At 62.2% G+C, this 23757-nt stretch carries 23 protein-coding genes, 2 tRNA genes and 2 pseudogenes; 7 read left to right on the top strand and 20 right to left on the bottom strand.

Annotated elements, in window-relative coordinates; genetic code table 11:
* Positions 1 to 42 precede the first annotated feature (42 nt).
* Positions 43 to 579 (bottom strand): disulfide bond formation protein B, encoded by a 537-nt coding sequence (locus YY7_RS0117890; protein ID WP_051396773.1) that lies wholly within the window; start codon positions 577 to 579, stop codon positions 43 to 45.
* Positions 580 to 731: 152 nt separating this feature from the next.
* On the opposite strand from YY7_RS0117890, the gene YY7_RS0117885 reads away from it, so the two are divergent.
* Positions 732 to 816, top strand: a tRNA-Leu gene (locus YY7_RS0117885).
* A gap of 248 nt (positions 817 to 1064) precedes the next feature.
* Here YY7_RS0117885 and YY7_RS0117880 read toward each other — a convergent pair.
* Positions 1065 to 2063 carry a Bug family tripartite tricarboxylate transporter substrate binding protein gene (locus YY7_RS0117880; protein WP_028164441.1) on the bottom strand — a complete coding sequence of 333 codons (999 nt, stop codon included), beginning with the start codon at positions 2061 to 2063 and terminating at the stop codon, positions 1065 to 1067.
* Between the two features lie 136 nt (positions 2064 to 2199).
* Positions 2200 to 3420, bottom strand: coding sequence for an FAD-dependent oxidoreductase (locus YY7_RS0117875; RefSeq protein ID WP_028164440.1), 1221 nt, complete (start codon positions 3418 to 3420; stop codon positions 2200 to 2202).
* Positions 3421 to 3772: 352 nt separating this feature from the next.
* On the opposite strand from YY7_RS0117875, the gene YY7_RS51975 reads away from it, so the two are divergent.
* Positions 3773 to 4750 (top strand): LysR substrate-binding domain-containing protein, encoded by a 978-nt coding sequence (locus YY7_RS51975; RefSeq protein ID WP_080663741.1) that lies wholly within the window; start codon positions 3773 to 3775, stop codon positions 4748 to 4750.
* 387 nt (positions 4751 to 5137) lie between these two features.
* Here the strand turns inward: YY7_RS51975 and YY7_RS0117860 are convergent.
* The 4 genes and pseudogenes from YY7_RS0117860 to YY7_RS0117835 form a co-directional block, all read right to left on the bottom strand.
* Positions 5138 to 5389 (bottom strand): annotated as a pseudogene (locus YY7_RS0117860) (hypothetical protein); the annotation flags it as partial.
* 110 nt (positions 5390 to 5499) lie between these two features.
* The gene (locus YY7_RS51970) at positions 5500 to 7233 is read right to left on the bottom strand and encodes an acetolactate synthase catalytic subunit (RefSeq protein WP_035690406.1); all 1734 of its coding nucleotides are present in this window, start codon (positions 7231 to 7233) and stop codon (positions 5500 to 5502) included.
* Positions 7234 to 8075: 842 nt separating this feature from the next.
* The gene (locus YY7_RS51965) at positions 8076 to 9080 is read right to left on the bottom strand and encodes an alpha/beta fold hydrolase (RefSeq protein ID WP_245287306.1); all 1005 of its coding nucleotides are present in this window, start codon (positions 9078 to 9080) and stop codon (positions 8076 to 8078) included.
* Between the two features lie 139 nt (positions 9081 to 9219).
* Entirely contained in the window at positions 9220 to 9720 is a 501-nt protein-coding gene (locus YY7_RS0117835) for a ferritin-like domain-containing protein (protein ID WP_028164437.1), read from the bottom strand.
* A gap of 228 nt (positions 9721 to 9948) precedes the next feature.
* On the opposite strand from YY7_RS0117835, the gene YY7_RS58140 reads away from it, so the two are divergent.
* The 4 genes from YY7_RS58140 to YY7_RS0117820 all read left to right on the top strand — a co-directional run bounded on the left by YY7_RS58140 (position 9949) and on the right by YY7_RS0117820 (position 13532).
* On the top strand, positions 9949 to 10194 hold the full coding sequence (locus tag YY7_RS58140; RefSeq protein ID WP_349642663.1) for a DUF2934 domain-containing protein: 246 nt from the start codon (positions 9949 to 9951) through the stop codon (positions 10192 to 10194).
* Between the two features lie 169 nt (positions 10195 to 10363).
* Positions 10364 to 11647 carry an SDR family oxidoreductase gene (locus YY7_RS0117830; RefSeq protein WP_028164436.1) on the top strand — a complete coding sequence of 428 codons (1284 nt, stop codon included), beginning with the start codon at positions 10364 to 10366 and terminating at the stop codon, positions 11645 to 11647.
* Positions 11647 to 12117 (top strand): DUF2269 family protein, encoded by a 471-nt coding sequence (locus tag YY7_RS0117825; protein WP_028164435.1) that lies wholly within the window; start codon positions 11647 to 11649, stop codon positions 12115 to 12117. The genes YY7_RS0117830 and YY7_RS0117825 overlap by 1 nt, the downstream gene beginning before the upstream one ends.
* 131 nt (positions 12118 to 12248) lie before the next feature.
* Positions 12249 to 13532 (top strand): DUF892 family protein, encoded by a 1284-nt coding sequence (locus YY7_RS0117820; protein ID WP_028164434.1) that lies wholly within the window; start codon positions 12249 to 12251, stop codon positions 13530 to 13532.
* 27 nt (positions 13533 to 13559) lie between these two features.
* Here YY7_RS0117820 and YY7_RS65050 read toward each other — a convergent pair.
* The 11 genes and pseudogenes from YY7_RS65050 to YY7_RS0117770 form a co-directional block, all read right to left on the bottom strand.
* Positions 13560 to 13670 (bottom strand): annotated as a pseudogene (locus YY7_RS65050) (metallophosphoesterase family protein); the annotation flags it as partial.
* A gap of 308 nt (positions 13671 to 13978) precedes the next feature.
* Complete coding sequence (locus tag YY7_RS0117815) at positions 13979 to 14293, bottom strand: hypothetical protein (protein ID WP_155255222.1); 315 nt, start codon at positions 14291 to 14293, stop codon at positions 13979 to 13981.
* A 66-nt stretch (positions 14294 to 14359) separates the two neighbouring features.
* Positions 14360 to 14435: transfer RNA gene (locus tag YY7_RS0117810), tRNA-Phe, on the bottom strand.
* Positions 14436 to 14599: 164 nt separating this feature from the next.
* Positions 14600 to 14806, bottom strand: a complete 207-nt coding sequence (yacG, locus tag YY7_RS0117805; RefSeq protein WP_028164432.1) for a DNA gyrase inhibitor YacG — start codon at positions 14804 to 14806, stop codon at positions 14600 to 14602.
* Positions 14807 to 15439, bottom strand: coding sequence for a Maf-like protein (locus tag YY7_RS0117800; protein WP_028164431.1), 633 nt, complete (start codon positions 15437 to 15439; stop codon positions 14807 to 14809).
* Between the two features lie 477 nt (positions 15440 to 15916).
* The gene (locus tag YY7_RS0117795) at positions 15917 to 16381 is read right to left on the bottom strand and encodes a low molecular weight phosphatase family protein (RefSeq protein WP_028164430.1); all 465 of its coding nucleotides are present in this window, start codon (positions 16379 to 16381) and stop codon (positions 15917 to 15919) included.
* Positions 16382 to 16416: 35 nt separating this feature from the next.
* Positions 16417 to 16920, bottom strand: coding sequence for a UPF0262 family protein (locus YY7_RS0117790; protein ID WP_028164429.1), 504 nt, complete (start codon positions 16918 to 16920; stop codon positions 16417 to 16419).
* On the bottom strand, positions 16917 to 18212 hold the full coding sequence (hisD, locus tag YY7_RS0117785) for a histidinol dehydrogenase (RefSeq protein ID WP_028164428.1): 1296 nt from the start codon (positions 18210 to 18212) through the stop codon (positions 16917 to 16919). The genes YY7_RS0117790 and hisD overlap by 4 nt, the downstream gene beginning before the upstream one ends.
* A 170-nt stretch (positions 18213 to 18382) precedes the next feature.
* Positions 18383 to 18826 carry a DUF2948 family protein gene (locus YY7_RS0117780; RefSeq protein ID WP_028164427.1) on the bottom strand — a complete coding sequence of 148 codons (444 nt, stop codon included), beginning with the start codon at positions 18824 to 18826 and terminating at the stop codon, positions 18383 to 18385.
* 41 nt (positions 18827 to 18867) lie between these two features.
* Complete coding sequence (murA, locus tag YY7_RS0117775) at positions 18868 to 20157, bottom strand: UDP-N-acetylglucosamine 1-carboxyvinyltransferase (protein ID WP_028164426.1); 1290 nt, start codon at positions 20155 to 20157, stop codon at positions 18868 to 18870.
* An 88-nt stretch (positions 20158 to 20245) separates the two neighbouring features.
* The gene (locus YY7_RS0117770; protein ID WP_028164425.1) at positions 20246 to 21184 is read right to left on the bottom strand and encodes an SDR family oxidoreductase; all 939 of its coding nucleotides are present in this window, start codon (positions 21182 to 21184) and stop codon (positions 20246 to 20248) included.
* 106 nt (positions 21185 to 21290) lie between these two features.
* Here YY7_RS0117770 and YY7_RS0117765 point away from each other — a divergent pair, with 106 nt between their 5' ends.
* Positions 21291 to 21920 (top strand): TetR family transcriptional regulator, encoded by a 630-nt coding sequence (locus YY7_RS0117765; RefSeq protein ID WP_051396782.1) that lies wholly within the window; start codon positions 21291 to 21293, stop codon positions 21918 to 21920.
* A gap of 171 nt (positions 21921 to 22091) precedes the next feature.
* Here the strand turns inward: YY7_RS0117765 and YY7_RS0117760 are convergent, their stop codons facing one another.
* Both YY7_RS0117760 and YY7_RS0117755 read right to left on the bottom strand, forming a co-directional pair.
* On the bottom strand, positions 22092 to 22916 hold the full coding sequence (locus tag YY7_RS0117760) for an alpha/beta fold hydrolase (RefSeq protein WP_028164423.1): 825 nt from the start codon (positions 22914 to 22916) through the stop codon (positions 22092 to 22094).
* A gap of 98 nt (positions 22917 to 23014) precedes the next feature.
* A complete protein-coding gene (locus YY7_RS0117755) occupies positions 23015 to 23527 on the bottom strand; it encodes a hypothetical protein (protein WP_028164422.1) in 513 nt (170 codons plus the stop codon).
* Between the last annotated feature and the right edge of the window lie 230 nt (positions 23528 to 23757).

Genomic DNA, 23757 nt, shown 5'->3' with positions numbered 1-23757 from the left:
GTCATAAGGGTCGCCTTCTCACGCCGAAGGGCCGGCGATTTCTCAGGCCTTCGCCGTCCGCGCAAAGCCCCAGGCGGCGATGGCAGCCATCAGCAGCGAGATCAGCACGTTGTAGCCGGCGAGCGAGAGGCCGAGGAAGCGCCACTGCACCTCGTCGCAGCGGATGACCTTCACCGTATCCAGCCGCTGCAGCAGGGTGCCGGCGCTGCCGAGATTGCCGACCGGCCCGGTGCAATCGGTCGGCCCCTGCCAAAAGCCCCATTCGACGCCGGCGTGGTAGGCGCCGAGCCCGGCATTGACGAGCGCCGCGAGCGCGAGGACCGCCAGCCCTGCAAGCAGCAACGGCCGCGGCGCCCCCTTCGCGGCGACGAACGCCACTAGCGCCCCGAGCGGGACCGCGAGATAATAGGCATAGCGCTGTTCGAGGCAGAGCGGACAGGGCAGGATCTCCAGCACGAGCTGGAAGAACCAGGCCCCCGCCAGCGTCGCCGCAGCGATAACAGCCACGGCCGCCGACGCCGTCAGCGCCGGATTGGCCGATCTATGTGTGGACAGCGGATTGGCGGTCGCGAGCGTCACGGCTAAAGCTCCTGCAATACCAACGTGGTATCCCCTAGGCCCACCGCTGTCGAGCCGCGTCCGGATCAAAACCGCGCGGGTTGACCCCACCACCCCGCCCGCTATATTCCGCCCGCTTCGCGACGCCAGCCCTCCGGGCTGATGGGGCGAATGCCCCTGTGGCGGAACTGGTAGACGCGCTCGACTCAAAATCGAGTTCCGCAAGGAGTGCTGGTTCGATTCCGGCCAGGGGCACCATCTCGTCGCCATTCGAGCGTGCGACCAGAGGCCGCCTTTGATGACAGCTCTCACCACCCGCACAAGGGTCGTCCCCATTCGCTTCAAGCACCCATAGCTTTGGGCAGAGGCACCCAAAGCGGTTTGCGCACATACACGTTTCTGTGGGCGAGAGGCGGGTTGCAGGCGTTGGTGCTGTAGCGGCGGCCTACGTCTTCGTGCTGCAAGTGCTTCTCAGCGCGATCATCGGTGCCCTCTGATCGACAGCGTCAGTTGAAAACCTTTGCTTTTGCACGCTTCACAATATTTTCCATCCGCGCAGAATCCCTTGCGATGGTTTCTCCGAACTTGGCGGGCTCATCGGCGATCACGGTCAAACCAAGGCTTTCCAGACGAGCTGAGACGGTCGAATCTCGCAAGGCCTCCACGATGCACTTGTTGAGCTTCTCGATCACGTCCTTTGGGGTCGCCGATGGAGCAACAAAGCCGTACCAGTTGCCTGCGAGGAGATCAGGTGATCCTGCTTCCGGGGACGTCGGCACATCGGTTAGCTGCTTGCTTCGTTCAAGCGCGGTCACGACAATCGGCCTCAGCGCTCCGCTCTGCACCTGCTGGACGACATTCGACAGGTTGTCGCACATCATAGAAACCTGACCACCGACAACATCCTGGAGTGCCGGAGCTGCTCCCTGGTACGGTATGTGAACGGCATCAATGCCTTCGAGCACCTTCAACGTCTCCCCACACAGGTGGCTCGTGCTCCCATTGCCGGCCGAAGCAAATGTCAGCTTGCCCGGCTCAGCTTTGGCCAGCGCCACCAACTCCTTCAGCGAGCTTGCCTTGACCGACGGATTGACGACGATGATGTTCGGCGTCGAAGCGCCATTGGTGATCGGCGTGAAATCCTTTTCAGGATTGTACGTCGGCTTTTCATAGATCCATTGGTTGATTGTAAGCATGCCAGTCGTCGCAAGCAGAATGGTGTGGCCATCCGCTGGTGACGAAGCGACGCGAACCGCCCCGATCGAGCCGTTTGCGCCGCCGCGATTTTCGATGATCACCGGAACACCGAGCGACTTGGACATCAACGGGCCCACCAATCGTGGAATCGCGTCGGCGGTGCTTCCGGCAGGATACGGGACGACAATCGTAATCATCTTTTCAGGGAATCCAGCCGCTGCCGCGCCGGGCACCCCGAAGGATGCTGGCGATAGCAGTGCCGCCAACATAAACGTCGCCCACTTCATCAGTAGATTATTGCTTCGCATTCTGAACATCCTGCATGACATCCTGGGAACCGTGGCATTGATTCCTCCAAGTTCACTGGCGCCTCCACTGACGTGGTTCTTACTGGCCGGCCGATAAGCCGGTTACCGTCGACATCGTCCAAGAGAGAATTGGTGATCACCCCTGGTCGGCCGCGGCGACATGCAGCGAAGCTGCCCGCTCGAGCGAATCCAGCATTGCAATTCGGCGCAGGAGCGCTCGTCCCTTTTCCGGATCGGCGGCCGCGGCGCGAATGTCGTCGCGGAAACGCGCGCGGTCAGCTTCATCTTTCGCCTCGAGATTCTTCTTGTTGCGAATGGTATCGCCCTGAATGGCCTGCATCGTGACCGTACGACGCTGCAGATCGTAGTCGGCGAGAACGCGCTCATTGGCCGTACCGTTGATGACCGAACCCAACTTCGCCGTCAGGTTCAATGCGTCGTGAATGCCGCCATTCATGCCCATGCCGCCGAGCGGATTGTTGATATGGGCGGCGTCGCCAACCAGGAAGGTGCGACCTTTCCGGAAGTTCGCGGCGACGCGCTGATGCACACGGTACAACGTCGTGTGGAGGATGGGGGCGTCCATCTCGGCGGGAACGATCCGCCGGATCGACGCCGTCACATAGTCTTCGGAGAGCGCCTCGGCATCGGAGATTTCCGCAGCCACCGGCATCATCACGCGCCACGCTCCGAGGATACGGAGAAGGAAGTACCAGCGCTCGGGGTCGGCGACGTAGCTGACCGACGACACACCCGGGCGAAGCACCGTGAAATCGACCGGAGTTGTCATCACCAGAAAGCGCTCGGGCCAGGTGAAGCCCTCGAATTCGATGTCCTGGCTGCGGCGTACGATGCTGTTCGCGCCATCGGCGCCGATCAGCCAGGCACATTCACGTATGGTGTCGCGTCCCTGGGCCCCGACCACGACCTTGACGGCATCGCTCGTCTGCTCGACGGATTTGACCTCGCTGCCGAACGCGATCGAGAACAGTGGGTTGCCGGACAAAGCATCCAAAATGATGCGCGTCAGCTTGAACTGCTCGGCCTGCAGGCGGAACGGGTGCCGCACCAGATCGGAAATCGCCGCGAAGTCGAACGTCCCGAGCAGGCCGTCTTCGGACGAACTGTATTGAACAGTCGGCGCCTTCAGGCCCTGCGCAATCAGGGTGCTGGCGAAACCGAGATCATCGAGCATGTCCAGCGTGGGCGGATGGAACGTCGATGCGCGCGACTCGCTGCTCAGTTGGTCGTTCTTCTCCAGCACCAGAACCGGGATGTTCTGTCGCACCATATCTGCCGCTGCCACCATGCCTACCGGCCCTGCCCCAGCGATGATGACGGGCTTCGCATTACTCATTGTATCAAGACCTCTTGCAGAAATTTTCGAGCGTATCCAGCAAACGGCGTGCCGCCTTGCCCGTTCACGTCATTGCCAATGATCAGATCGCCGACCAGCCTCTTTCCATGTCGAGCGCGTGGAACTCGTGATGCAATTTGTTGACCGCCACGGATATGCGCCTTGGAGTTGATCGTTGAAGCGCCTGCAGGGTGGCTGGCGCTGCAGTCTGAGATTCCCAACGCCATTGAGGGGCGCGGCCTGATGAAGGCCGCCGCTCAATAGACTTTAATCATCCGGACCAGTTTGTTGCCTTACGTTTAGGCATGCAAACAATTTAATCTGCGGATATCTTGCGTTTTTGGAATGAACTATGCGTCGCAGAATACCTAGCCTCGGCGCGCTGATGGCCTTCAGCGCGGCTGCCAAGCACCTCAGCGTCACGCGTGCCGCCAGCGAACTCGCGCTGAGCGAAAGTGCGGTCTCGCGCCAGATCGCGCAACTGGAGGCGCAACTCGGCGTCAGACTCTTCCACCGGATCAAGAAGCGGATCACCCTGACGCGTGCCGGAACAGCTTACAGCACCCGTGTAGCGCAGACGATCGAGCGGATCGAGCGCGATACACTCGAGATCATGGGCTACGAGGCCGACGGCACGGTTCTGGACATCGCGGCGCTGCCCACCGTCGGCACCGAATGGCTCATTCCGCGCCTGCCGGACTTCTATGCTCGGAATCCCGGCATTGCCGTCAACGTGAGTGCGCGCAACACGCGCTTCTTCTTCAGCGAGACCGCTCTCGATGGTGCGCTATACTTCGGTGAGCCCGACTGGCCCGGCACGCAAGCGGACTATCTGTTCGACGAAGTTCTTCTGCCGGTTGGATCGCCGAAGCTTATCGGCAAGCGCGCCGAACTGCGAGCGAGTGAGATTGCCGAACTGCGGCTTCTGCATCTGGTGTCGCGACCCGATGCATGGCGTCGCTGGTTCGATGCTGCGGAACTTGGCGGCACGAATGTGATCCGCGGGCCACGCTTCGATATTCAATCCACTTTGATCAGCGCAGCGAACTCCGGTCTTGGCGTGGCGCTGCTTCCTGAATTCCTGATTTCCGACCAGTTGGCCTCCGGCAAGCTGAAGGTGCTGTCGAGCCTCACGTTGAGAAGCGCCGGCTCGTACTATTTCGCCTGCCCGGAAGAGAAAGCCGACAATCCCCTGCTCTCGGCATTTCGTGCGTGGCTCCTGACGCAAGCAGGCACGTCAGCGCCACCGGCACTTCGAACGGCCGGTAGGCAAACTGGTCCTAACGCAAGCCGACGCTCAACCGTATCTCGCTCTGGGAAGCAGTTTTGACGCCGTCGCAACCTCGCTCGAACGCCTTATGCCTAAGACGCGACGTGTGCAAGTGACCAAATGAGGGCCTGACGGAGAGCGCCTGCAAAAATTTAGTCGCTTCGCCTGAGCTTGGTGCGCCCTAAACCAGTCGCCTCGCATGCCCAAAGCGCGATGAAATGAGGATGAATCATCATCGCGCTCCAGCTTATTGTTTGAGCACGATCTTTTCGGAAGACCGGTTTACACTTTTCTGGATCATGCTCTCGTCAATCGAGCAGGCGAGCGGGGTGGGCGTATTCCACTCCATTTTTCCTTCGTCGCCTGTATCTCACGAAGAGTCCTGATCGCAAAGAGTTCGACGGAGCGAGTCGCGCGGCCGCATCGGGATGACCTTCGCCGCGGTATTCATGCGGGCACCACCACTGGCCGGGTGGACGGCGGCGGTTCGGGATTTCCGCCGGATTGCATCCGATGCAGCATGGCGTAACGCCCGCCGGTGCGGATCAGTTCGTCGTGCGAGCCATCCTCGACAATCCGGCCCTTCTCGATGGTGATGATGCGATCCGCCATCCGCACGGTGGACAGGCGGTGCGCAATGATGAGCACGGTGCGCCCCGCACAAATGCGGCGCATGTTGGCCTGGATGATCTGCTCGCTGAACGGGCATCTGCTCGAAATCATCCCGCGCCCATACGGCAGTGGCGGCTGGAATCCTTAGGCCATAACGCCGGAGGTAGGACGCGGAGGGTGACAGCGCGATGTCACAACTACGGCACGGGATCCTGAACGATCCGATCACCTTCCATACGGTCAAGCGTGCCTTCATACAGCGATACTGGCGGATGCGCGCCGGGATCGGTGATGATGTCCAGCAGGTTGAGCATCGGCGCCTTGGCCGCTTCGGCCAGTGCGGCGTCGAGATCGCGCGGGTCCATGACACGACGGCCTTGGGCGCCGACCGCGCGTGCGATGAGAGCGTGATCCACCTGCCGCAAATGGGCGGATGAAGTATAGCGACCGAACTTCACCTTCTCGGCATCCTTTTGATAGCCGAGGACGCCATTGTTGAGTACGACGACGGTAACTGGCAGGTCGCTGCGCACGGCGGTCTCCATTTCTGCCCAGGCATGACCGAAACCGCCATCGCCGACGACGGCGATGACTTCGCTCGCAGGTCGCGCGAGCTTTGCGCCAAGTGCAAGGGGCAGTCCCCAGCCCAATCCTGCCAGACCACGCGGAGAGATGATGCGCGTTCTCGGATGCGATGTGCGAAGCTGGCCCACGATCCAGTTCGAAGCGTAGCTTGCGTCGGACACGACGATGGTGTCTGGACCAAGGCGACGCTGAATGGCAGCAAGAGTCCGCTCCGGGCGGATCGGTGAGGCGTCGGTCAGCCAGGGCGCACGATCGCGTTCGAAAGCCTCCCATGCTCCGGCGATGAACCGCTCGAGCTCGTCCTGGCTGCGGGAAGGATTCAGCGCCCTGCCTGCAAGTGCATCGGTCAATGCATTCAGTGTCTCCCGCGCGTCGCCTAACAGTCGCACGGATTGATAGTTGCGGCCGATCTCCTCTGGCGAAATATCGATATGCAGGACTTGGGCATCCCTGGGGATCAGGCGCCAACCGTCTGTGCCATCTTCATTGGTGCGGGTGCCTATCAGCAGGACCAGATCAGCATTGGTCACAAGCGACCGGGTGCGTCGGCCGAGCGATCCCGGACCGGTCAGGGAAGCAATCGGTCCGGCCGCAAGCGGATGAGTCTCGGTGATTGCGCCCTTGCCCATGTTGGTGGTGGTCACCGGAATGCCTGCAGCATCGGCAAAACGAAGCAGCGCGGCGCCCGCATCGGAAGCATGAATGCCACCACCGGCAATCACGACAGGGACCGATGCGTTGGCGATCAGATCCGCGGCATCGCGGATCGCAGCGTCCGCCGGGCGCGGCCGATCGATCGGCCAGGAAGCAAGTCTCGCCGTGCGGTGCGCGGACTTGTTCGCTGGCGCCCTGTGCAGGTCCGCAGGAATCATCAGGACCGCCGGACCAGGCTTGCCGCTCGCGGCGGCAATGAAGGCCTGATCAAGATGATCCTCGATTCCATCGACACTTTCCAGGAGACGAAACCACTTGGTGACGGGTTGGAACAACGCTTTGTGGTCGTATTCCTGAAACGCGTTCCGACCGATGTGTTCGCGGGAGACCTCCTGCATGAGCGCCACGATCGGAATGCCCGCTTTCATCGCCTCGGCGAACGGCGCCACCGCGAGCGCAGCAGCGGGGCCGTTCTGGCAGATCATTACCGGCACGCGGTTCGATGCGCGAGCAAAGCCATCGGCAATTGCGCCGCCCGCATTCTCTTCGCGATAGGTGATCTGGCGAATGCCGCGATCCTCACAGGCGAGCACGAGTGCGGATGGAACGCTCTGGCCCAGAATGAAATCGATGCCATGGCGGACAAGGCTGTCCGCGACGACATCAACGACGGTTTGTGATGATTTGCTCATGCTGCTACTCCAGCAGGCTATCTGTCCGTCAATGCTTCCGCCCAGTTAGAGTTCCTCGGTGCGCTATCTCGGCAATAGGCTTGGGATTGGCTGGCATGGCGCATTCTTGGCCGACGACCTCGCAGTGAGAGGACATTCAATTTCCCTCGGAATCAAAAGAGAAGAGTTGGCGCCCTCGCGCGGCCATTGCCGGGGCGGAGCTATCGCACCATCCCCACGTGCGAGCGGGTCAGGCTGATTTCGGCTTGTTGTTGAAATGAACGAGGGCTCGACGGCCCACGTATGTCAGCGCTCCGAGAGTCGTTTGGCCCCCGCGCGCGGCCTGGATGAGTTGCTCTGCGATATATTTTCGGCTCTCGTGGTCGCCGCCATTCGGCCACTCAGCGCAGACCTCATCTAGGACAATGTCCATGTTCGCTTGAACACGCTCAGCAAACTCGCCCATGCTCCGCCCATGCGCTCGCGAAAATCCACCTGCACGTCTCTTATTTCGATGGACCCAAACTAAGGACCGCATTCAGCTCGCCAGCGCGCTCGGCTTGCCGCGCCTGCCGGAGCAGCTTTTCCCGCTCCGCGCCGGGCGACAGACATTTCGCGCGACTGCGAGCGCCGAGCTGATCAGCCGCTCCTGGAGCGAAATGGTCTGCTTGGCTCGATTGCGTTTGCGCTTGGCTTCCATGATCGAAAGTTAATCGCGGGAACTTCAGAGCTACATTCAAGTATGTTAAGATGGCTGAAACATCACACGTGCGATCGACCACGGCCTCGTGAGTTACAATGTCAGGGGCGTTTGGAACGCGAGCCGTTGATCAGCTTGGCTCGATTTCCTCGCAAATGGCTCGCTACCCCGCCTGTTGAAGAGAGGTCGCCTTGTCGCTGCGCTTCGAGCTAAGCGTCGTTGCTTCGCCAATGGCGATCATGACCTGATCAGGGGCGCTCTGATGCACCATGTGGCCCGCACCCTTCACGCGGTGAAAGGTACTGTGGGCTATCTCATGATGAAGCCGGGCCGATTGTTCGTCGATATTGGCAACTCGATCGCCCTCGCCTGCAATGATCACGACGGGCATCTTGAGTTCAGAATATTGCCTGCGGAACACGATGGCGTCGGGAATCATCAAAGCCGCCTCTCCCGCACTCGCTCGGATCTGAGAAGGCCGCATTGCCATCTCTTTGGGAAAGTACCTGAACTTCGGCGGCACCGGTGCGGGTGCGAATATCTTCCTCGTTAGGAGCGGCCACATCAACCGACTGAGAACGGGCGAGAGGGTATGGCTCAGGACGCTTCCGATGACGGGCAGGGCTGGCGGAGACTTAATCATGACGTCAAGCCGCGGGGTCGGATAATAGTATCCTGAAGCCAGCACTAGCGCCCGGACTGCATCGGGAAATTTCAGCGCAAGGGCTACCGCCACTGAAGCTCCCCATGAATGTCCGAGTACCACTGGATTAGAGATGCCCGCCCTTCCGAGTGCCTTCTGAATGAGCTCGGCTTGTGCTTCGGGGGTCCACACAACGCCGCGTGGCCGCTTAGTATGCCCGAATCCCGGGCGGTCGAACGCGATGACGCGGTAGGTTTGTGACGCCAATTGCAAAAGGCCACTTGTTTCGAAATCGGCGATCATGCTGCCGTTGCCGTGGAGCAGCACAAGTACGTCGCCCGCGCCGCGCTCCAGATAGTGTAGCCGCACGCCATCTATCTCGAGAAACCCGCCCCCCGGTGGATTTTCTTGCTCCGCATTCGCCGCTAGTTGCCGGTTCACGAGCGCCGTTGCTGCAAGGATCAGGGCACCGATCACCGCCGCACTAGCGTAAGTGTGATATTTAGGCCCGCTTCCGGCTTCCACGGATGACTCCTGCCGGACTGTGTTGTGTCGTGCGTCCATTTGGCCGCTCCTTGCCTGGACGAGGAGTATTGCGCAGCGATGGCGAACCTCGGGTCGCCAATCTTCGTCAGCCCGGTCGGCTGAGAGTCATGGCCGCGGCTCAAGCCGCCTGGCGCTCCTGAATGTTGACATACTGCATCGTGACCTTCTCGACATTCCCCTCGACCCAGTCCGCCATCCGCTCCTCCTCCTTGAGGGAGGCTTCCAGTAGTGGACGGGCCGAATCAGCTCCCGCGGCCCCGCAAAGTGCCAGAAGTGATTTATATGCCGCGATCTCGTAGTGCTCGAATGCGTCATTGGCAAAGGTGTTCTTCAGGATTTCATCACCTGCCATCGAATGGCCCATCGCCATCATATTGGCCATGAAAGACTGGGCCGTATCCTTCAGGGTCGACGTGCTTTCGCCGCAGGTCTCCAGGCACTGCTCCAACCGACGGAGCTGCTCATTGGTCTCATCGAGGTGGCTGGTTATCCTGGATTTGACTTCCGGATATTCGTCGAGCCGCTCCGACTGCCGCTCCAGCAGCTCCCTTGCCTGGATCTCCATCGCGTGCGCATTGCGCAGGCCTACAATGAAGATATCTCGTGCTGTCGTAGCCATAGACGTTTCCTTTCTTTGGAGAATGTTAGTCACAAACCTACCTAGATAGCGGTTGTTCCTAGAAGGATCTGCACCGAAGCTCTGAGCCCGGGGGCCGATCTTTAACGGGAAAGGCGTCTTATCCTCTTGATCGCGTCATCGGGCCGAGCGAGATCAGCGGCCTGACTGAAGCTTCGGGAACACTCGGCGGTCGTCCGTATTTTCATCCGATGACAAGGTGCTACCTCGATGGCGATCCGCGGTGGAATGCCCGATCGAGAAGTGGGGCGGAATGGCCCCCTGAGCGGAGCGCGACAAGCCATGGCGGATCCGAATGACCACGAAATCCGAGTTCGTGCGCATCGACTATGGGAAGCTGCGGGGAGACCCGAAGGCAGGGATGAGGAGTTTTGGCGCCGTGCGGAACTGGAATTGCGGACGGAAGCCGAACAATTGGACAAGCTAAAGGAGCCACCAAACAATCTTCCGGGATGAAGTCGACATCAGGAATCTCCGCTCCTGAACCTTCCGGCGCTTCGCGGGCCAGTCTGGATAGGGCAGCTTGCGCGCGGCCTGGAGAGCAGAACGTGGCGGAGAGCTGACGTGTGGCTTGGCCTTGGTGAAGTGCCTGGAGCAGCAGGCGGCAAACCTGCTGAAAGAACCAATGAGGATTGTGGTCTCAGGTGCGACGGGTGTGATTGGATCTGCGGTCGCGACTCGTCTCGCACACGAGGGGCATCAGGTGATTGGGCTCGCTCGCCATGCAACTCATCAATTGCCGATAGCTGAATGGGTGACGCTGGATATTGCATCCACCCGAAAACCGGAAGACTGGCTGTCAGTTCTCAGGAACATAGATGCAGTCGTGAATTGCGCAGGCGTCCTGCAGGATGGTAGGCGCGAGGATACCGAGGGCGTTCATGCAGCCGGAGTTGGCGCCCTGTTCGATGCCTGTGAGAAAAGTGGCGTCCGTCGCGTTATCCATTTTTCTGCGATCGGCGTCGATCGCGCGCAGCCATCGCCCTTTTCTTCAACGAAGTACGAGGGCGATCGCCGTTTGATGGCAACGGAGCTCGATTGGGTTATTCTCAGGCCATCGGTGGTCCTTGGTCGTCCAGCATTCGGCGCAAGCGCCTTGATCCGCTCACTTGCCAGCCTGCCTTGGGTCCCGCTGATGCCCGATACACGACCCCTTCAGGTGGTGCAGCTGGACGACGTCGTTGATACCGTCTTATTCTTTCTCAAAGAAGATGCTCCGGCCCGCTTGGCGCTCGAGCTCGCCGGCCCCGAAAGACTGCAGATGGGAGAGATCATTGCGCGATACCGTAACTGGTACGATTGGCCGTCGGCCCGCTCGTTCGTAATTCCGCATCCGTTGTCGAAGCTCACCTACTGGCTCGGCGATGTTGCGGGAGCGCTGGGTTGGCGGCCGCCGGTACGAACCAATGCCGCGCGCGAAATTGCGCGAGGGGCCGTGGGAGACCCGCAGGGGTGGATCTCGATCACCGGCATCCCGCCTCGATCACTGGCGGAGGCGCTGGCGGCCGAACCCGCAACCATCCAGGAAAAATGGTTTGCCCGACTTTATCTGCTCAAGGCGATCATTTTCATTGTCTTGTCTTTCTTCTGGATCTGTACCGGCGTGATCTCACTGACGGTAGGTTACCCCAGCGGGGTGGAGCTGATGCGCGGCACCGGGGCAGGTCTACTGTCCGTACCGTCGGTTGTTGCCGGCGCGCTTGCAGATATTGCTGTCGGCCTCTGCATCGTTTGGCGCCCCCTCACGCGGCAGGGACTCTACGGCGCAATGGCGCTTTCGGCGTTCTACGCGGTGTCCGGCACCACTCTCCAGCCCGAGCTATGGATCGAGCCTCTTGGTCCCCTCTTGAAGATCATTCCGATCTTCGTGCTGCATCTGGTCGCGCTTGCGATCGTGGATGAAAAATAATGATCTATTTCCTTTTGAAATATGTTCACCTCATCGGAGCCGCGGTTTTGTTGGGTACTGGAGCCGGCATCGCTTTTTTCATGCTTCGCGCGCACTTGACCGGAGACCCTGTGATTGTCGCGGCGATCGCCCGCATTGTCGTCCTCGCTGATTTCCTGTTCACGGCAACGGCCGTGGTGGCACAACCCTTGACCGGAATCGCGCTCGCGCACGAGGCTGGATATTCGCTGACCGAGAGCTGGATTGTGCTATCGATAGTCCTGTATCTCGTGACGGGCGCCTTCTGGCTTCCAGTTGTCTGGATTCAGATGCAGCTGCGCAACCTGGCGACTGCCTCGGCAGCTGAACGAAAGCCGCTGCCCTCGCGATATCACAGGCTGTTCTGGGCCTGGTTTAGCTTTGGCTTTCCGGCATTCGGCGCCGTGATGGGCATTTTCTGGCTGATGATACAGCGCCCTTCGATCTGGTAGCCCTCTCATTGGGCCTTGACTATGTGAGCGTCCTTTCGCGCAGCCTTCGGATTGCTGGCATTGAGAACTCAGGAACGTCCTTCAATCTGGAGAGTTGTGGGCAGGTATTTCAGCATCCCGCGAGGCCCATCATGTATCATCACGTCAAGAAGCTCATGTATACCGTGCGCGTTGACGAGCCCGATGCTCGGTTCGGCAATATGCTTCTCGAGCAATTTGGAGGAGCGAATGGAGAGCTGGCGGCGGCGATGCAATACTCGATCCAGGGGCTCAACTGCGAAGACCCGGATCGCAAGGACCTGCTGATGGACATCGGCACGGAGGAATTAAGTCATCTCGAGATCGTCGGCTGTCTCGCCCGTATGCATCTTAAACCGACGAAGTTCGATCGTGAGAAGGCTGAGGCCGATCCATTGATCGCAATCGCAGGCGGTGGAGGCGTCAATCTGTTCAATTCGCAGGGAAATCCCTGGACCGCGGATTATCTGAAGATCACCGGCGAATTGGACGTTGATCTCCGCAGCAACATTGCGGCCGAGGCGCGCGCGAAGATCGTCTATGAACGATTGATCAACTTTTGCGACGATGCGGGCAGCAAGGACGCACTGCAGTTCCTGATGACTCGCGAAATCACGCACATGAAGGCCTTTGCTGCCGCGCTCGAGAGCATGAAGAAGCCCGCGTTCTCGATTGGCAAGATCCCGCCGACCCCGGGCCTCGTGAATCAGTTCTTCAACGATTCGACCGGTGCTGGAGATGAAGGCGAGATCGATACTCGCGGGCCTTGGAATGAAGGCGGCGATTGGGAATTCATGGCCTCTCCGGCCCTGCTCCCCGAAGGCAACGGCGAAACGGCCACCGTGATCAAGACCGAGAGTTCCCCACCGACGGCCCCTGAGGGCGTGAGCGAGCTGCTTGTCCATGAACTGCGAGACATTCTGCACGCGGAGAAGCAGCTCACCAAGGCTCTTCCCAAAATGGCGAGGGCGGCCCGATTCGATCGCCTGCGAGAACTTTTCGAGCAGCACTTGATGGAGACGGAAGAACAGATTGAGCGGCTCAACGAGTGCTTCTCGCTGCTCGGGGAGACCGCACGAGCGAAGGCCTGCAAAGGCATGATGGGCCTGGTCGAGGAAGGCCAGGAAGTCATGGACGAGGGTGAGAAAAAGGAGGACGCGCTCGCGGACTTGGCACTCATCGGTGCGGCTCAGCGCGTGGAACATTACGAGATGTCGGCCTATACCACCGCAAAGAACCTCGCTCAGCAACTGCGGCACAGCGCCATAGTCGCGCTACTCTCGAAGTCCTTGGCGGAGGAAGAGAACGCCGATCAATTGCTCAATCAGGTCGCCCGCACGTTGATGTCAGTGGCTAAAATGCCTGCAGCGATCGAACAGGCGGAGGAGGAAACATAAGATTCCACCGCCAACCATCGCCTGCGGTCACCCGATGCAATCAAGGCGGTGAATGAGCGGCGAAATGCGATTTGCGGTCAGCTCAAGGGTCGCCAGCGTGACAGGCAATTTAAAGCGCCGCGGCCCCGCGCTGCCTGGAAATGAAAGCCGGTGCTGCCGACGGGGACTGTTCATCCGAAGGCGGCTGCCATAGGTCCGGCCGCAACGACCTGATCAGCGCCCTCTTCTCGTTAGCACTGGCATTATCGCGCAGGCAACCGCGGTGGTATTTCGAACCCGGTCCGAAGCCTTGGCCGCCTGATCGACCGCCGATGACCCTCAACGGCACCAATGGCGCGAAGAATGCGACGCCCGCATTTGCCGAGGCCGCCCGCCGGGGCTTTGCCGAGGAATGGGCGCGGCTCTCTAACGAGCGGTCGCGCGAGAGCTCCGCGGCCGAGCGCAAGCTACGGGATGCGCGCCGTGAGGCGGCCAGACTGGTCGACGCCGTTGCGAAGGGAGAATTGACCGGACGCATGGTCGGCGCCAGGGTCGCCGAACTCGACGTCGAGATTGATCGCCAGGAGGCGCACCTCGCTCGGGCGGCCGAAGCGAACGTCATCACCCTGCATCCGGCGACTATCGCCGTCTATCTCGATGCGGTGGAGCAACTCGCGAAAGCGCTTTCGGCTGCCGATGCCAAAGCTGCGTGCCTCAAGCTGCGCGAACTCATCGACAGCATCGTCGTCGCGCCGCGGATCGGGCCTGGCGATCCGATCCATTTCGAAGTTCGCGGGCGCCGAGCCGCCCTGACGCAGCCCCACCCAATAAAATGTCGGTGGGAGCGTTGGTGCCCAGGGGCGGAATCGAACCACCGACACTGCGATTTTCAGTCGCATGCTCTACCAACTGAGCTACCTGGGCAGGTCGCGAGACGGCCGGAAAAGGCCGAGCGAGCGGGCGGGTTATAGTGGGGTGGAGGGCCGCTGTCCACCCGCCTTCGCCTTTGGCTACGGCGCGGCGAGCCCGGCCTGGCGGAGGGATCCTGATCGAACCGGCCTTTTCCACAACTTATTGGTAAACCTAACCTATTCCTCCTCGGCCTGGTCGTCACGGCCGGGGACAATGTAGGTGCCGGAGAGCCAGCGGTTGAGGTCGACGTCACGGCAGCGGGCGGAACAGAACGGGCGGAACGCATGCTCGGCGGGCTTGCCGCAGATCGGGCACGGTCTGGACGGCTTCTCGGCCTTCGCAGGCGCCCCCGCGGCGCCCGCCTGTTTTCGCTGTTCCGGCATTCAACCAACCGTAGCGGTGTTCAGCCAGCCGTATCGGATCGGAAAACCTTCGCCGCCGAGCAGCGTGACCGTTTCATAGAGCGGCAGGCCCACGACATTGCTGTAGGAACCGACCATCTTGACCACGAAGGAGCCGGCGATGCCCTGCACGGCGTAGCCGCCAGCTTTGCTGCGCCATTCGCCCGAACCGATATAGGCCTGGATGTCATCCTCACTCAAACGCTTGAAACGCACGCGGGTTTCGACCAGGCGCTGGCGGAACGCTTCCCTCGGGGTCACGACGCAAATCGCGGTGTAGACGCGGTGGTTACGGCCCGACAGCAGTCTCAGGCACTGCGCGGCCTCATCCACCAACTCGGCCTTGGGGAGGATGCGGCGGCCGACCGCGACCACGGTGTCGGCAGCCAGAATGAAGGAGCCGCGGATGTCGTCGTCGAGCTGCACCGATTTCAGCGCCGCTTCCGCCTTGGCCCGCGCCAGGCGGTTGGCGCAGGCGCGCGGCAGCTCGCCCCGCCGCGGGGTCTCGTCGACATCGGCCGGACGCAGCGCATCCGGCTCGATGCCGGCCTGGTTGAGCAATGCCAGCCGCCGCGGCGAGCCGGAAGCAAGAACGAGTTTGGGACGGCCAAGCATGCAGGCTCTTGGAAGAAGCAGGATTGGGTGGGTAAGCGCGCGCGGAACCTATCGGAAGGGGCCTTGTTTCACAACCGTGGAACCCGGCTGCGAATCATTTCCATCAGGAGGATACGTGCCCCATAAGCACAGCTCTTTGTCAGGGAAGCGACAAAGGGGCAACCGTGAGCGCGCGGCCAACGATGACATCTGACTGCCGGTCCTGTGCGTGCGGAGAGAATCGCCCATCCGGCGCCTCGCGCCACCTTCTCCCACAAGGAGAAGGTTGCGGTGCGAGCTGATGTGCCCTCATCCCTTGTGGGAGAGGGCGGCTCAGGGGGTGGACGCGGACTCGATTGGGTGAGGGGTTGGCTCCGCGTGCGCTCGTCTCTCGATAGACCGGGGACCCTCACCCGGATTGCATCTGGCGATGCAATCCCGCCTCTCCCTTGCAGGGAGAGGCGGGAGTGTGTGGCAGCGACGTCGGCAATTATACGCCTACTCGTTCGTGGCACCGGCCTTGGCAAAACGGCGGCGGATGCGGGTCAGGAGACCGTCGCAGACTTCGCGATAGGCCTGCAGTTTCTGCTCGCGGTTGCCTTCGGTGCCGGTCGGGTCGTGGGTCGGCCAGTATTCGACGTCGGCGGCGAGCGTGCGGGTCAGCTCCAGCGCCTTGTGGTGGGCTTCCGGGGACAACGTGACGATGAGGTCGAAGTTCAGCCCTTCCCAATCCTCGAGCTCGTCGAAGGTGATCGGCTTGTGGGCGGAGATATCCTGGCCGAGTTCGCCCATCACGGCGACTGCGAACGGATCGAGCTCGCCCTTTTTCACGCCGGCGGAGCGCACATAAAGCCCTTGCGGGAACATCTGCTGCAGCAGGCTCGCCGCCATCGGCGAACGCACGCTGTTCTGGCCGCATGCGAACAACACGGCCTGCGGATTGCGCGCGGGCGGCGCCCCCATCGCTCAAGCTTTGTTGGATTGCGGCCGCGCGCGCCTCATGCGTCCTGCCCCTTCCAGTGGAGGACGCAGATCAGCGTGAACAGCCGCCGCGCGGTTTCGAAATCGACCCGCACCTTGCCCTTCAGCCGCTCCTGCAGCGTGCGCGAGCCCTCGTCATGGATGCCGCGGCGGCCCATGTCGATGGCCTCGATCTTGTCCGGCGTCGCGGTGCGGATCGCCTGATAGTAGCTGTCGCAGATCATGAAATAGTCCTTCACGATCCGCCGGAACGGCGTCAGCGACAACAGATGCGCCACGACAGGCGTGCCGTCCTCCCGCCTGATGTCGAACATCAGCCGGTTGCCGGTGATGGCGATGTGCAGCGTGTACGGCCCGCTCTCCGCGCCGGCCGGCGCGAACAGGTTCTGCTCGATCAAATCGTAGATTGCGATCGCGCGCTCATGCTCGATATCCGGCCCGGAACGCCCGATCGATTCCTCATCGAGCGTCACCGCGACGATGCGATTGTTGGGGTCCTCCTCAGTGGGCGGCTTGTTCATGACAGATTGAGGCGCAATCCGACGGAACGGGAATGGGCGTCCAGCCCCTCGGCCTTGCCGAGAGTCATCGCGGCCGGCCCCAGGGCGCGCAACTGGTCGGGGCCGCATTTCAGGATCGAGGTCCGCTTCATGAAGTCGAGCACGCCGAGGCCGGACGAGAACCGTGCCGAGCGCGCGGTCGGCAGCACATGGTTTGAGCCGCCGACATAATCGCCGATCGCTTCCGGCGTATGCGGGCCCAAGAAGATCGCGCCGGCGTTGCGGACTTTCGCCGCGAACGCCTCCGCATCGGCAGTCATAACCTCAAGATGCTCCGCCGCGATCGCATTCGCGAGCGCCACCGCATGGTCGAGCTTTTTCACCAGGATGATCGCGCCGAAATCATTCCACGAGGCGCGCGCGATTTCCGCGCGCGGCAGGGTTGCGAGCTGCGCCTCCACCGCACGCTCGACATCGGCGGCGAGCCGCGCAGAATCGGTGATCAGGATCGATTGCGCGCTCGTATCATGCTCGGCCTGCGCCAGCAGATCGGCGGCGATCCAGTCGGCATTGCCGGTGTCGTCGGCGATGACAAGCACTTCGGATGGGCCAGCGATCATGTCGATGCCGACCTTGCCGAACACCAGCCGTTTGGCAGCGGCAACATACGCGTTGCCGGGGCCGACGATTTTTGCAACGGGCGCGATCGTGGCCGTGCCATAGGCGAGCGCCGCCACTGCCTGCGCGCCGCCGACGCGATAGATCTCGGAGACGCCGCCGAGATGGGCGGCCGCCAGCACCAGCGGGTTGAGCCTGCCGTCGGGCGCCGGCACCACCATCACCACGCGCGGGACGCCGGCAACCTTGGCCGGCACCGCGTTCATCAGCACGGAGGACGGGTAGGCCGCGGTGCCGCCGGGCACGTAAAGCCCGACCGCCTCGACCGCGCTCCAGCGCCAGCCGAGCTCGACGCCGAGCGGGTCGACAAAGCGCTCGTCCTTCGGCATCTGGCGCTGATGGAAGCTCTCGATGCGGTCGCGGGCCAGCTTGAGCGCATCGACCGTGGCGGCATCGCAGGCCTTCACCGCGCCATCGATCTCGGCCGCGGTGACGCGCAAGTTGGAGGCATCGAGCTCTAGCCGGTCGAATTTGCGGGTCGCCTCGATCAGCGCGGCATCGCCCCGCGCCACCACATCGTCGACGATCGCCCGCGTGGCGCGCTCGACATCGGCCGACACCTCGCGCTTGGCGGCAAGGAAGGCGGCAAAACGCTGCTCGAAATCGGCGCTGCTTCGGTCCAGGCGGAGGGGCATGGGGCGTTCTTGAATTTGGATTCAGGGTCCCTGCTCAATGGCGCGGCGGATAGGGGCCGTCAACCCTCGATGGCGGACAAAGGGGCCCGGCCCGTAGGGTGGGCAAAGCGCAGCGTGCCCACCATTAAGCATTCCGCTCGTGGTGGTGGGCACGCTTCGCTTTGCCCACCCTACGGCAGCTCCGGGACTGCCGGCGCGGTGCCGAGGTCGTCGGGGCCGAGGTCGGTCAATTCGCATTCCAGGCATTCGACGTCGAGCCGGAGCGTGGCGCCCTGGCTGAACAGGAGCAGCGCGCTGCCGCCGGGGGCGGCGCCCTGGTGAAACTCGATGCCGAGCAGTTCCAGGGTGGCGTCCGGCGCCTCCAGGTTGATCTTGCGTGACTTGCAGGCAAGCACGCGGTCGAAGCGCAGCGCCGCGATCAGCCGGCGCGAGGCGGTTTCGCCCGACAGCGTCTGCTCCCAATCCAGCCTGGACATGCCGACCACGAGCCGCTTCTCGCCCTGGCGCCAGACGATGTCGGAGGCCTGCACGTGGGCATCCTGCACATGCGCCGAGATCACGGCCAGATCGTCGGCATCGAGTGCAATCAGTTTGAGTGGTGCGGGCGGTATCATGCCGAAAGCAATCTCCTGGATCAGAACCGGTTCCCCCGATATCAGTCCCTGATGCGCTCGATCGACGCGCCGCAGGCCGACAACTTCTCCTCCAGCCGCTCGAAGCCGCGATCGAGATGGTAGACGCGGTTGACCATGGTCTCGCCCTCGGCGGCAAGGCCGGCGATGACCAGTGAGACGGACGCGCGCAGGTCCGTCGCCATGACCGGCGCGCCGCGCAATGTGTCGGTGCCGCTTATCGTGGCGGTCTCGCCGTCGAGCGAGATCCTGGCGCCGAACCGCGCCAGTTCCTGCACATGCATGAAACGGTTCTCGAAGATCGTCTCAGTGATGACGGACGCGCCGTCGGCGCAGGTCATCAGCGCCATTAGTTGCGCCTGCAGATCGGTCGGGAAGCCGGGGAACGGGGCGGTCGTGACCTTGACCGGGCGAAGGCCGGCGCCGTTGCGGCCGATGCGGATACCGTCATTGTTGACGCTGACGGTGGCGCCGGCTTCGCAGAGTACATCGAGCGCCGATTGCAGCAATTCCGGCCGTGCGCCGGACAACTGCACCTCGCCGCCGGTCATCGCGACCGCCATCGCATAGGTGCCGGCCTCGATGCGATCCGGCAGCACGGTGTGGCGCGCGCCGTGGAGGCTGGCGACACCCTCGACGATGATGCGGGGCGTGCCGGCACCGGTGATGCGCCCGCCCATCTTGTTCAGGCAGGCGGCAACATCGGCGATTTCAGGCTCGCAGGCGGCGTTGGTGATGACGCTGGTCCCCCTGGCAAGCGTCGCTGCCATCAGCGCGACATGGGTGCCGCTCACCGTGACCTTGGGGAAAGCGATGTCGGCGCCGCGCAGGCCACCGGGCGCTTTCGCGACCACATAGCCGCCGTCGATCGAGATCTCCGCTCCGAGCTTCTCCAGCGCCATGATCAGGAGGTCGACCGGCCGGGTGCCGATGGCGCAGCCGCCGGGAAGCGACACCCTCGCCTCATGCATGCGCGCAATCAGCGGCGCGATCACCCAGAAGCTGGCGCGCATCCGCGACACCAAATCATACGGCGCGGTGGTGTCGATAATGTCGGCGGCCGAGATGTGCAGGGTCTGGCCCTGGTACTCGCGGTCGCCGGGCCGCTTGCCCGCGGACATGATGTCGACGCCGTGATTGCCGAGGATACGCTGGAGCTGCGCGACGTCGGCAAGCCGCGGCACGTTGTCGAGGATCAGCGTCTCCTTTGTGAGGAGCGCCGCGATCATCAGAGGCAGCGCGGCATTCTTCGCGCCGGATATCGAGATGGTGCCGTTGAGCTCGTTGCCGCCGACGATTCGGATGCGATCCATGCTGCCTCTTGCTCTGATCCGCGAAAAACCTATCGAAGCAAGGGGCTACCGCAAAAGTGTTGAAATTTAGGGCAACTCCGTGGGCTTTTCAGGCGGCCGCCGCGAACTGGTCGAAGGAGACCCCGGTTAGCGTCGCCGAGGCCTCCCACAGCATCGCCGCGACCGCGGCATCCTTCGCCTGCGGCATGATCTTCGCCTCGACCGGCGGGCCCTTCAACTCGTAGAACCAGTTCGGCCCATAATAGCCGCCGGGCTCGGCGGCCGGCGAGGTCGCGGCAAATAATGTCGGCAACGCACCGGCCGCGGCGGACTGGCTGGCATAGGGTTGCAGCAAGCGGCTGAAATACGACGATAGGCTCCTCGTGCCCGGGCCATTCGGGATCAGGTCGGTGCGCGCATAGCCAGGATGGGCGGCATTGCTCATCAGGCCCCAGCCGGCAGCGTCGCTGCGGCGCTGCAATTCGAGCGCAAATATCAGCATCGCCAGCTTCGACTGGCAGTAGGCGCGCCACGGGCGGTAGGACCGCTCCGACTGGAGGTCAGCGAAATCGATCGCGCCGGAGCGGTGCGCCAGACTCGAGAGATTGACGACCCGGGGCTTAAGGCCGCGGCGAAGCTGCGGCAGCAGGCGCGCGGTGAGCGCGTAATGGCCAAGATAATTGATGCCGAGCTGCATCTCGAAACCGTCCTGCGTCGTCCGCCGCTTCGGCAGCGCCATCACGCCGGCATTGTTGATGAGGAGATCGACCGAAGGACGGCTGATGGCAAAGCGCCCGGCAAAGTCGGCGACCGAGGCGAGGCTCGCCAGATCGAGCGTCTCGTAGCTGACGTCGGCATTGGGATATTGGGCGCGGATGCGCTCGAGCGCGTGCCTGCCCTTGATGTCGTTGCGGCCGGTCAGCACCACGGTTGCGCCGGCGCCCGCCAGCGCCAGCGCGGTCTCATAGCCGAGCCCGCCGGTGGCGCCGGTGATCACGGCGGTTTTGCCGGTCTGGGGTGGAATGTCTGCAGTGCTCCAGCCGCTCATGCTTATATCTCCTGGTCGAATCGGGGTGTGGTTCCCAACTGCGCTCCCTAAATGTGCACTAGGTGCAAATTTGCAAGTGGTGAAGGTTTTGAAGCGAGCGGCGAACCTGCGCGGACCGGCTAGGGGCAGGTCATCAAAGGAGAAAACCGCGCCTGGCGCGGCGCCGGGCCTGCGCGCGCGCAAGCGGCAGGAGACGCGCGAGAAGCTGACGCGGGCGGCGATGGCGCTGTTCCTGGAGCGCGGCTTCGAGGCGACCACACTCGACGACATCGTCGCCGCCGCTGATATCTCCCGCCGCACTTTCTTCCACTATTTCGCCTCCAAGGAAGACGTCGTGTTCGCCTGGCAGGAGGAAGCCGGCGCGGCCCTGATCGCGGCGGTCGCGGCGCGGCCTGCCGGCGAATCCATGCTCGCGGCGGCGGAGAACGCCATCATCGCAATGGCCGGCCAGCTCGATCCCGCCGAAGTGGTGGCGTTGGCGCGGTTGAAGCAGGACAACCCGGCGCTGCAGGCGCGCGATCAGCTCAAGTATGAAAAGCTCGAGCGCACGCTGGCCGATGCGCTTCTGAGGCGCACAGGCAACAAGACAGACAAGATGCAGGCGCGGCTGGTCGCGATGATCGCAACCGGCGCAATGCGCGTCGGCGGCGAGTTCTGGGCCGCCGAGGGCGCCCGCGAGACGCCGGAGCTTCTCGCCAGGCGGATGTTCGCGGCAATCCGCGCGATGTTCGAATGAATCTTCTCTCCTTCTCCCCGCCCTTGCGGGGAGAAGGTCGGGATGAGGGGCTCTCCCCGCGAATTCAGAGCGAGATGAGTTCTTGGAGAGAGCCCCTCACCCGAAATTCAAGCTGCGCTTGAATTTCGACCTCTCCCCGCGAAGAGCGGGGAGAGGTGAAACAAGCGACGTTCAGCCCTTGATGAACGCGAGCAGGTCGGCGTTGATGGTGGCAGCTTCCGTGGTGGGCATGCCGTGCGGAAAGCCCTTGTAGGTCTTCAGCGTGCCGTTCTTCAACAGCTTGGCGGACAGTGGCCCGGCGTCGGCATAGGGCACGATCTGGTCGTCATCGCCATGCATGACGAGAACGGGCACGTTGATCTTCTTCAGGTCTTCGGTGAAGTCGGTTTGCGAGAAGGCGACGATCCCATCGTAATGCGCCTTGGCGCCGCCCATCATGCCCTGGCGCCACCAGTTCTGGATGATGGCTTCCGAAGGTTTGGCGCCTGGCCGGTTGTAGCCGTAGAACGGGCCCGCAGCGAGCTCGCGATAGAATTGCGAGCGATTGGCGGCGAGTTGCGCCTGCAGCCCGTCAAAGACATCCTTGGGCAGGCCGCCCGGATTGGCCGGGGTCTGCAGCATCAACGGCGGCACCGCGCTGATGATCGCCGCCTTCGCCACCCGGCTCTCACCGTGCCGCGCGATATAGTGGACCACCTCGCCACCGCCGGTGGAATGACCGACGTGAACGGCGTTCTTCAAATCGAGATGCGCGGTCACCGCCGCGAGGTCGTCGGCATAGTGATCCATGTCGTGGCCATCGCTCACCTGGCTCGATCGGCCGTGGCCGCGGCGGTCATGCGCGATCACGCGAAAGCCATGATTGAGGAAGAACAGCATCTGGGTGTCCCAGTCATCAGATGACAACGGCCAACCGTGACTGAACACGATGGGCTGACCACTGCCCCAGTCCTTGTAGAAAATCATGACGCCGTCTTTGGTGGTGATCGTGGGCATCGCGCAGCCTTTCGTACGAGTGAAGCCGATGGAACATACCGGTCGAGGCATGCTCCGGATTTCAAAATCGCCCTGCGATTATCAAACCGCGATGTCAGTCACGCGAACGAGGTCATCGGCCTGAAGCGCCGCCAGATGCCGATGATCGCCACTACGAACAGCACCAGCACGATGCCCTGCACGACGGCGAAGACCGGGCCGGACGGGGGCGCCGGCGGCACGCTCGGCGCCAACGCGTGCAGCGGGGGTATCTTGAGGAAGGACTGAACCACCAGCACGAAGACGTTGAGATAGAGCGATATCATCGCCGTCACGATGTAGATCGGACGCCAGGCGCCCGAAAGCTTCATGACATAGAGCGCGATGCAGGCGATCGCGAGCAGGACCAGCGAAATGATCCCGAAGATATGCGACGGCAGCAGCTCCTTGAACGGAAACATAAAGCCGGTGACGCTGGTGAGGATCGTGAACAGCAGGAATACCGCGGTGAGCCCCGGCGTCTGCCTCGAGCCGAGCAGGGCGAACATCACGACAAGACCAGCGACGATTGCAACCAGGCTGATCGCCACGTGAACAAGCGTAAACGTGGCCAAGCTCATACCCAGGACCATGTGAAGCACTCCCCATTGAGAACCGCGCTGAACACTACGATGCAACAAATGAGATTGCTACATGCTTCGCGGATCGGAAGCCGACTTATATGATGAAGATAAGATGATTATGATGCGAATAAACTAAAGTATGGGATTTGCCGAAACTGTTTGCATGCCTGTCATAAATGACAGCACACCGACAGCAATCACCAGCTATTTGTATTAGTGCCGTAGCCCGAGTGAAGCGA

This window comes from Bradyrhizobium elkanii WSM2783 (assembly GCF_000472865.1).
GTDB classification, from domain to species: Bacteria; Pseudomonadota; Alphaproteobacteria; order Rhizobiales; family Xanthobacteraceae; genus Bradyrhizobium; species Bradyrhizobium elkanii_A.
The sequence above is the reverse complement of the archived record's forward strand: the minus strand, read 5'-3'. Positions and strand labels throughout refer to the sequence as shown.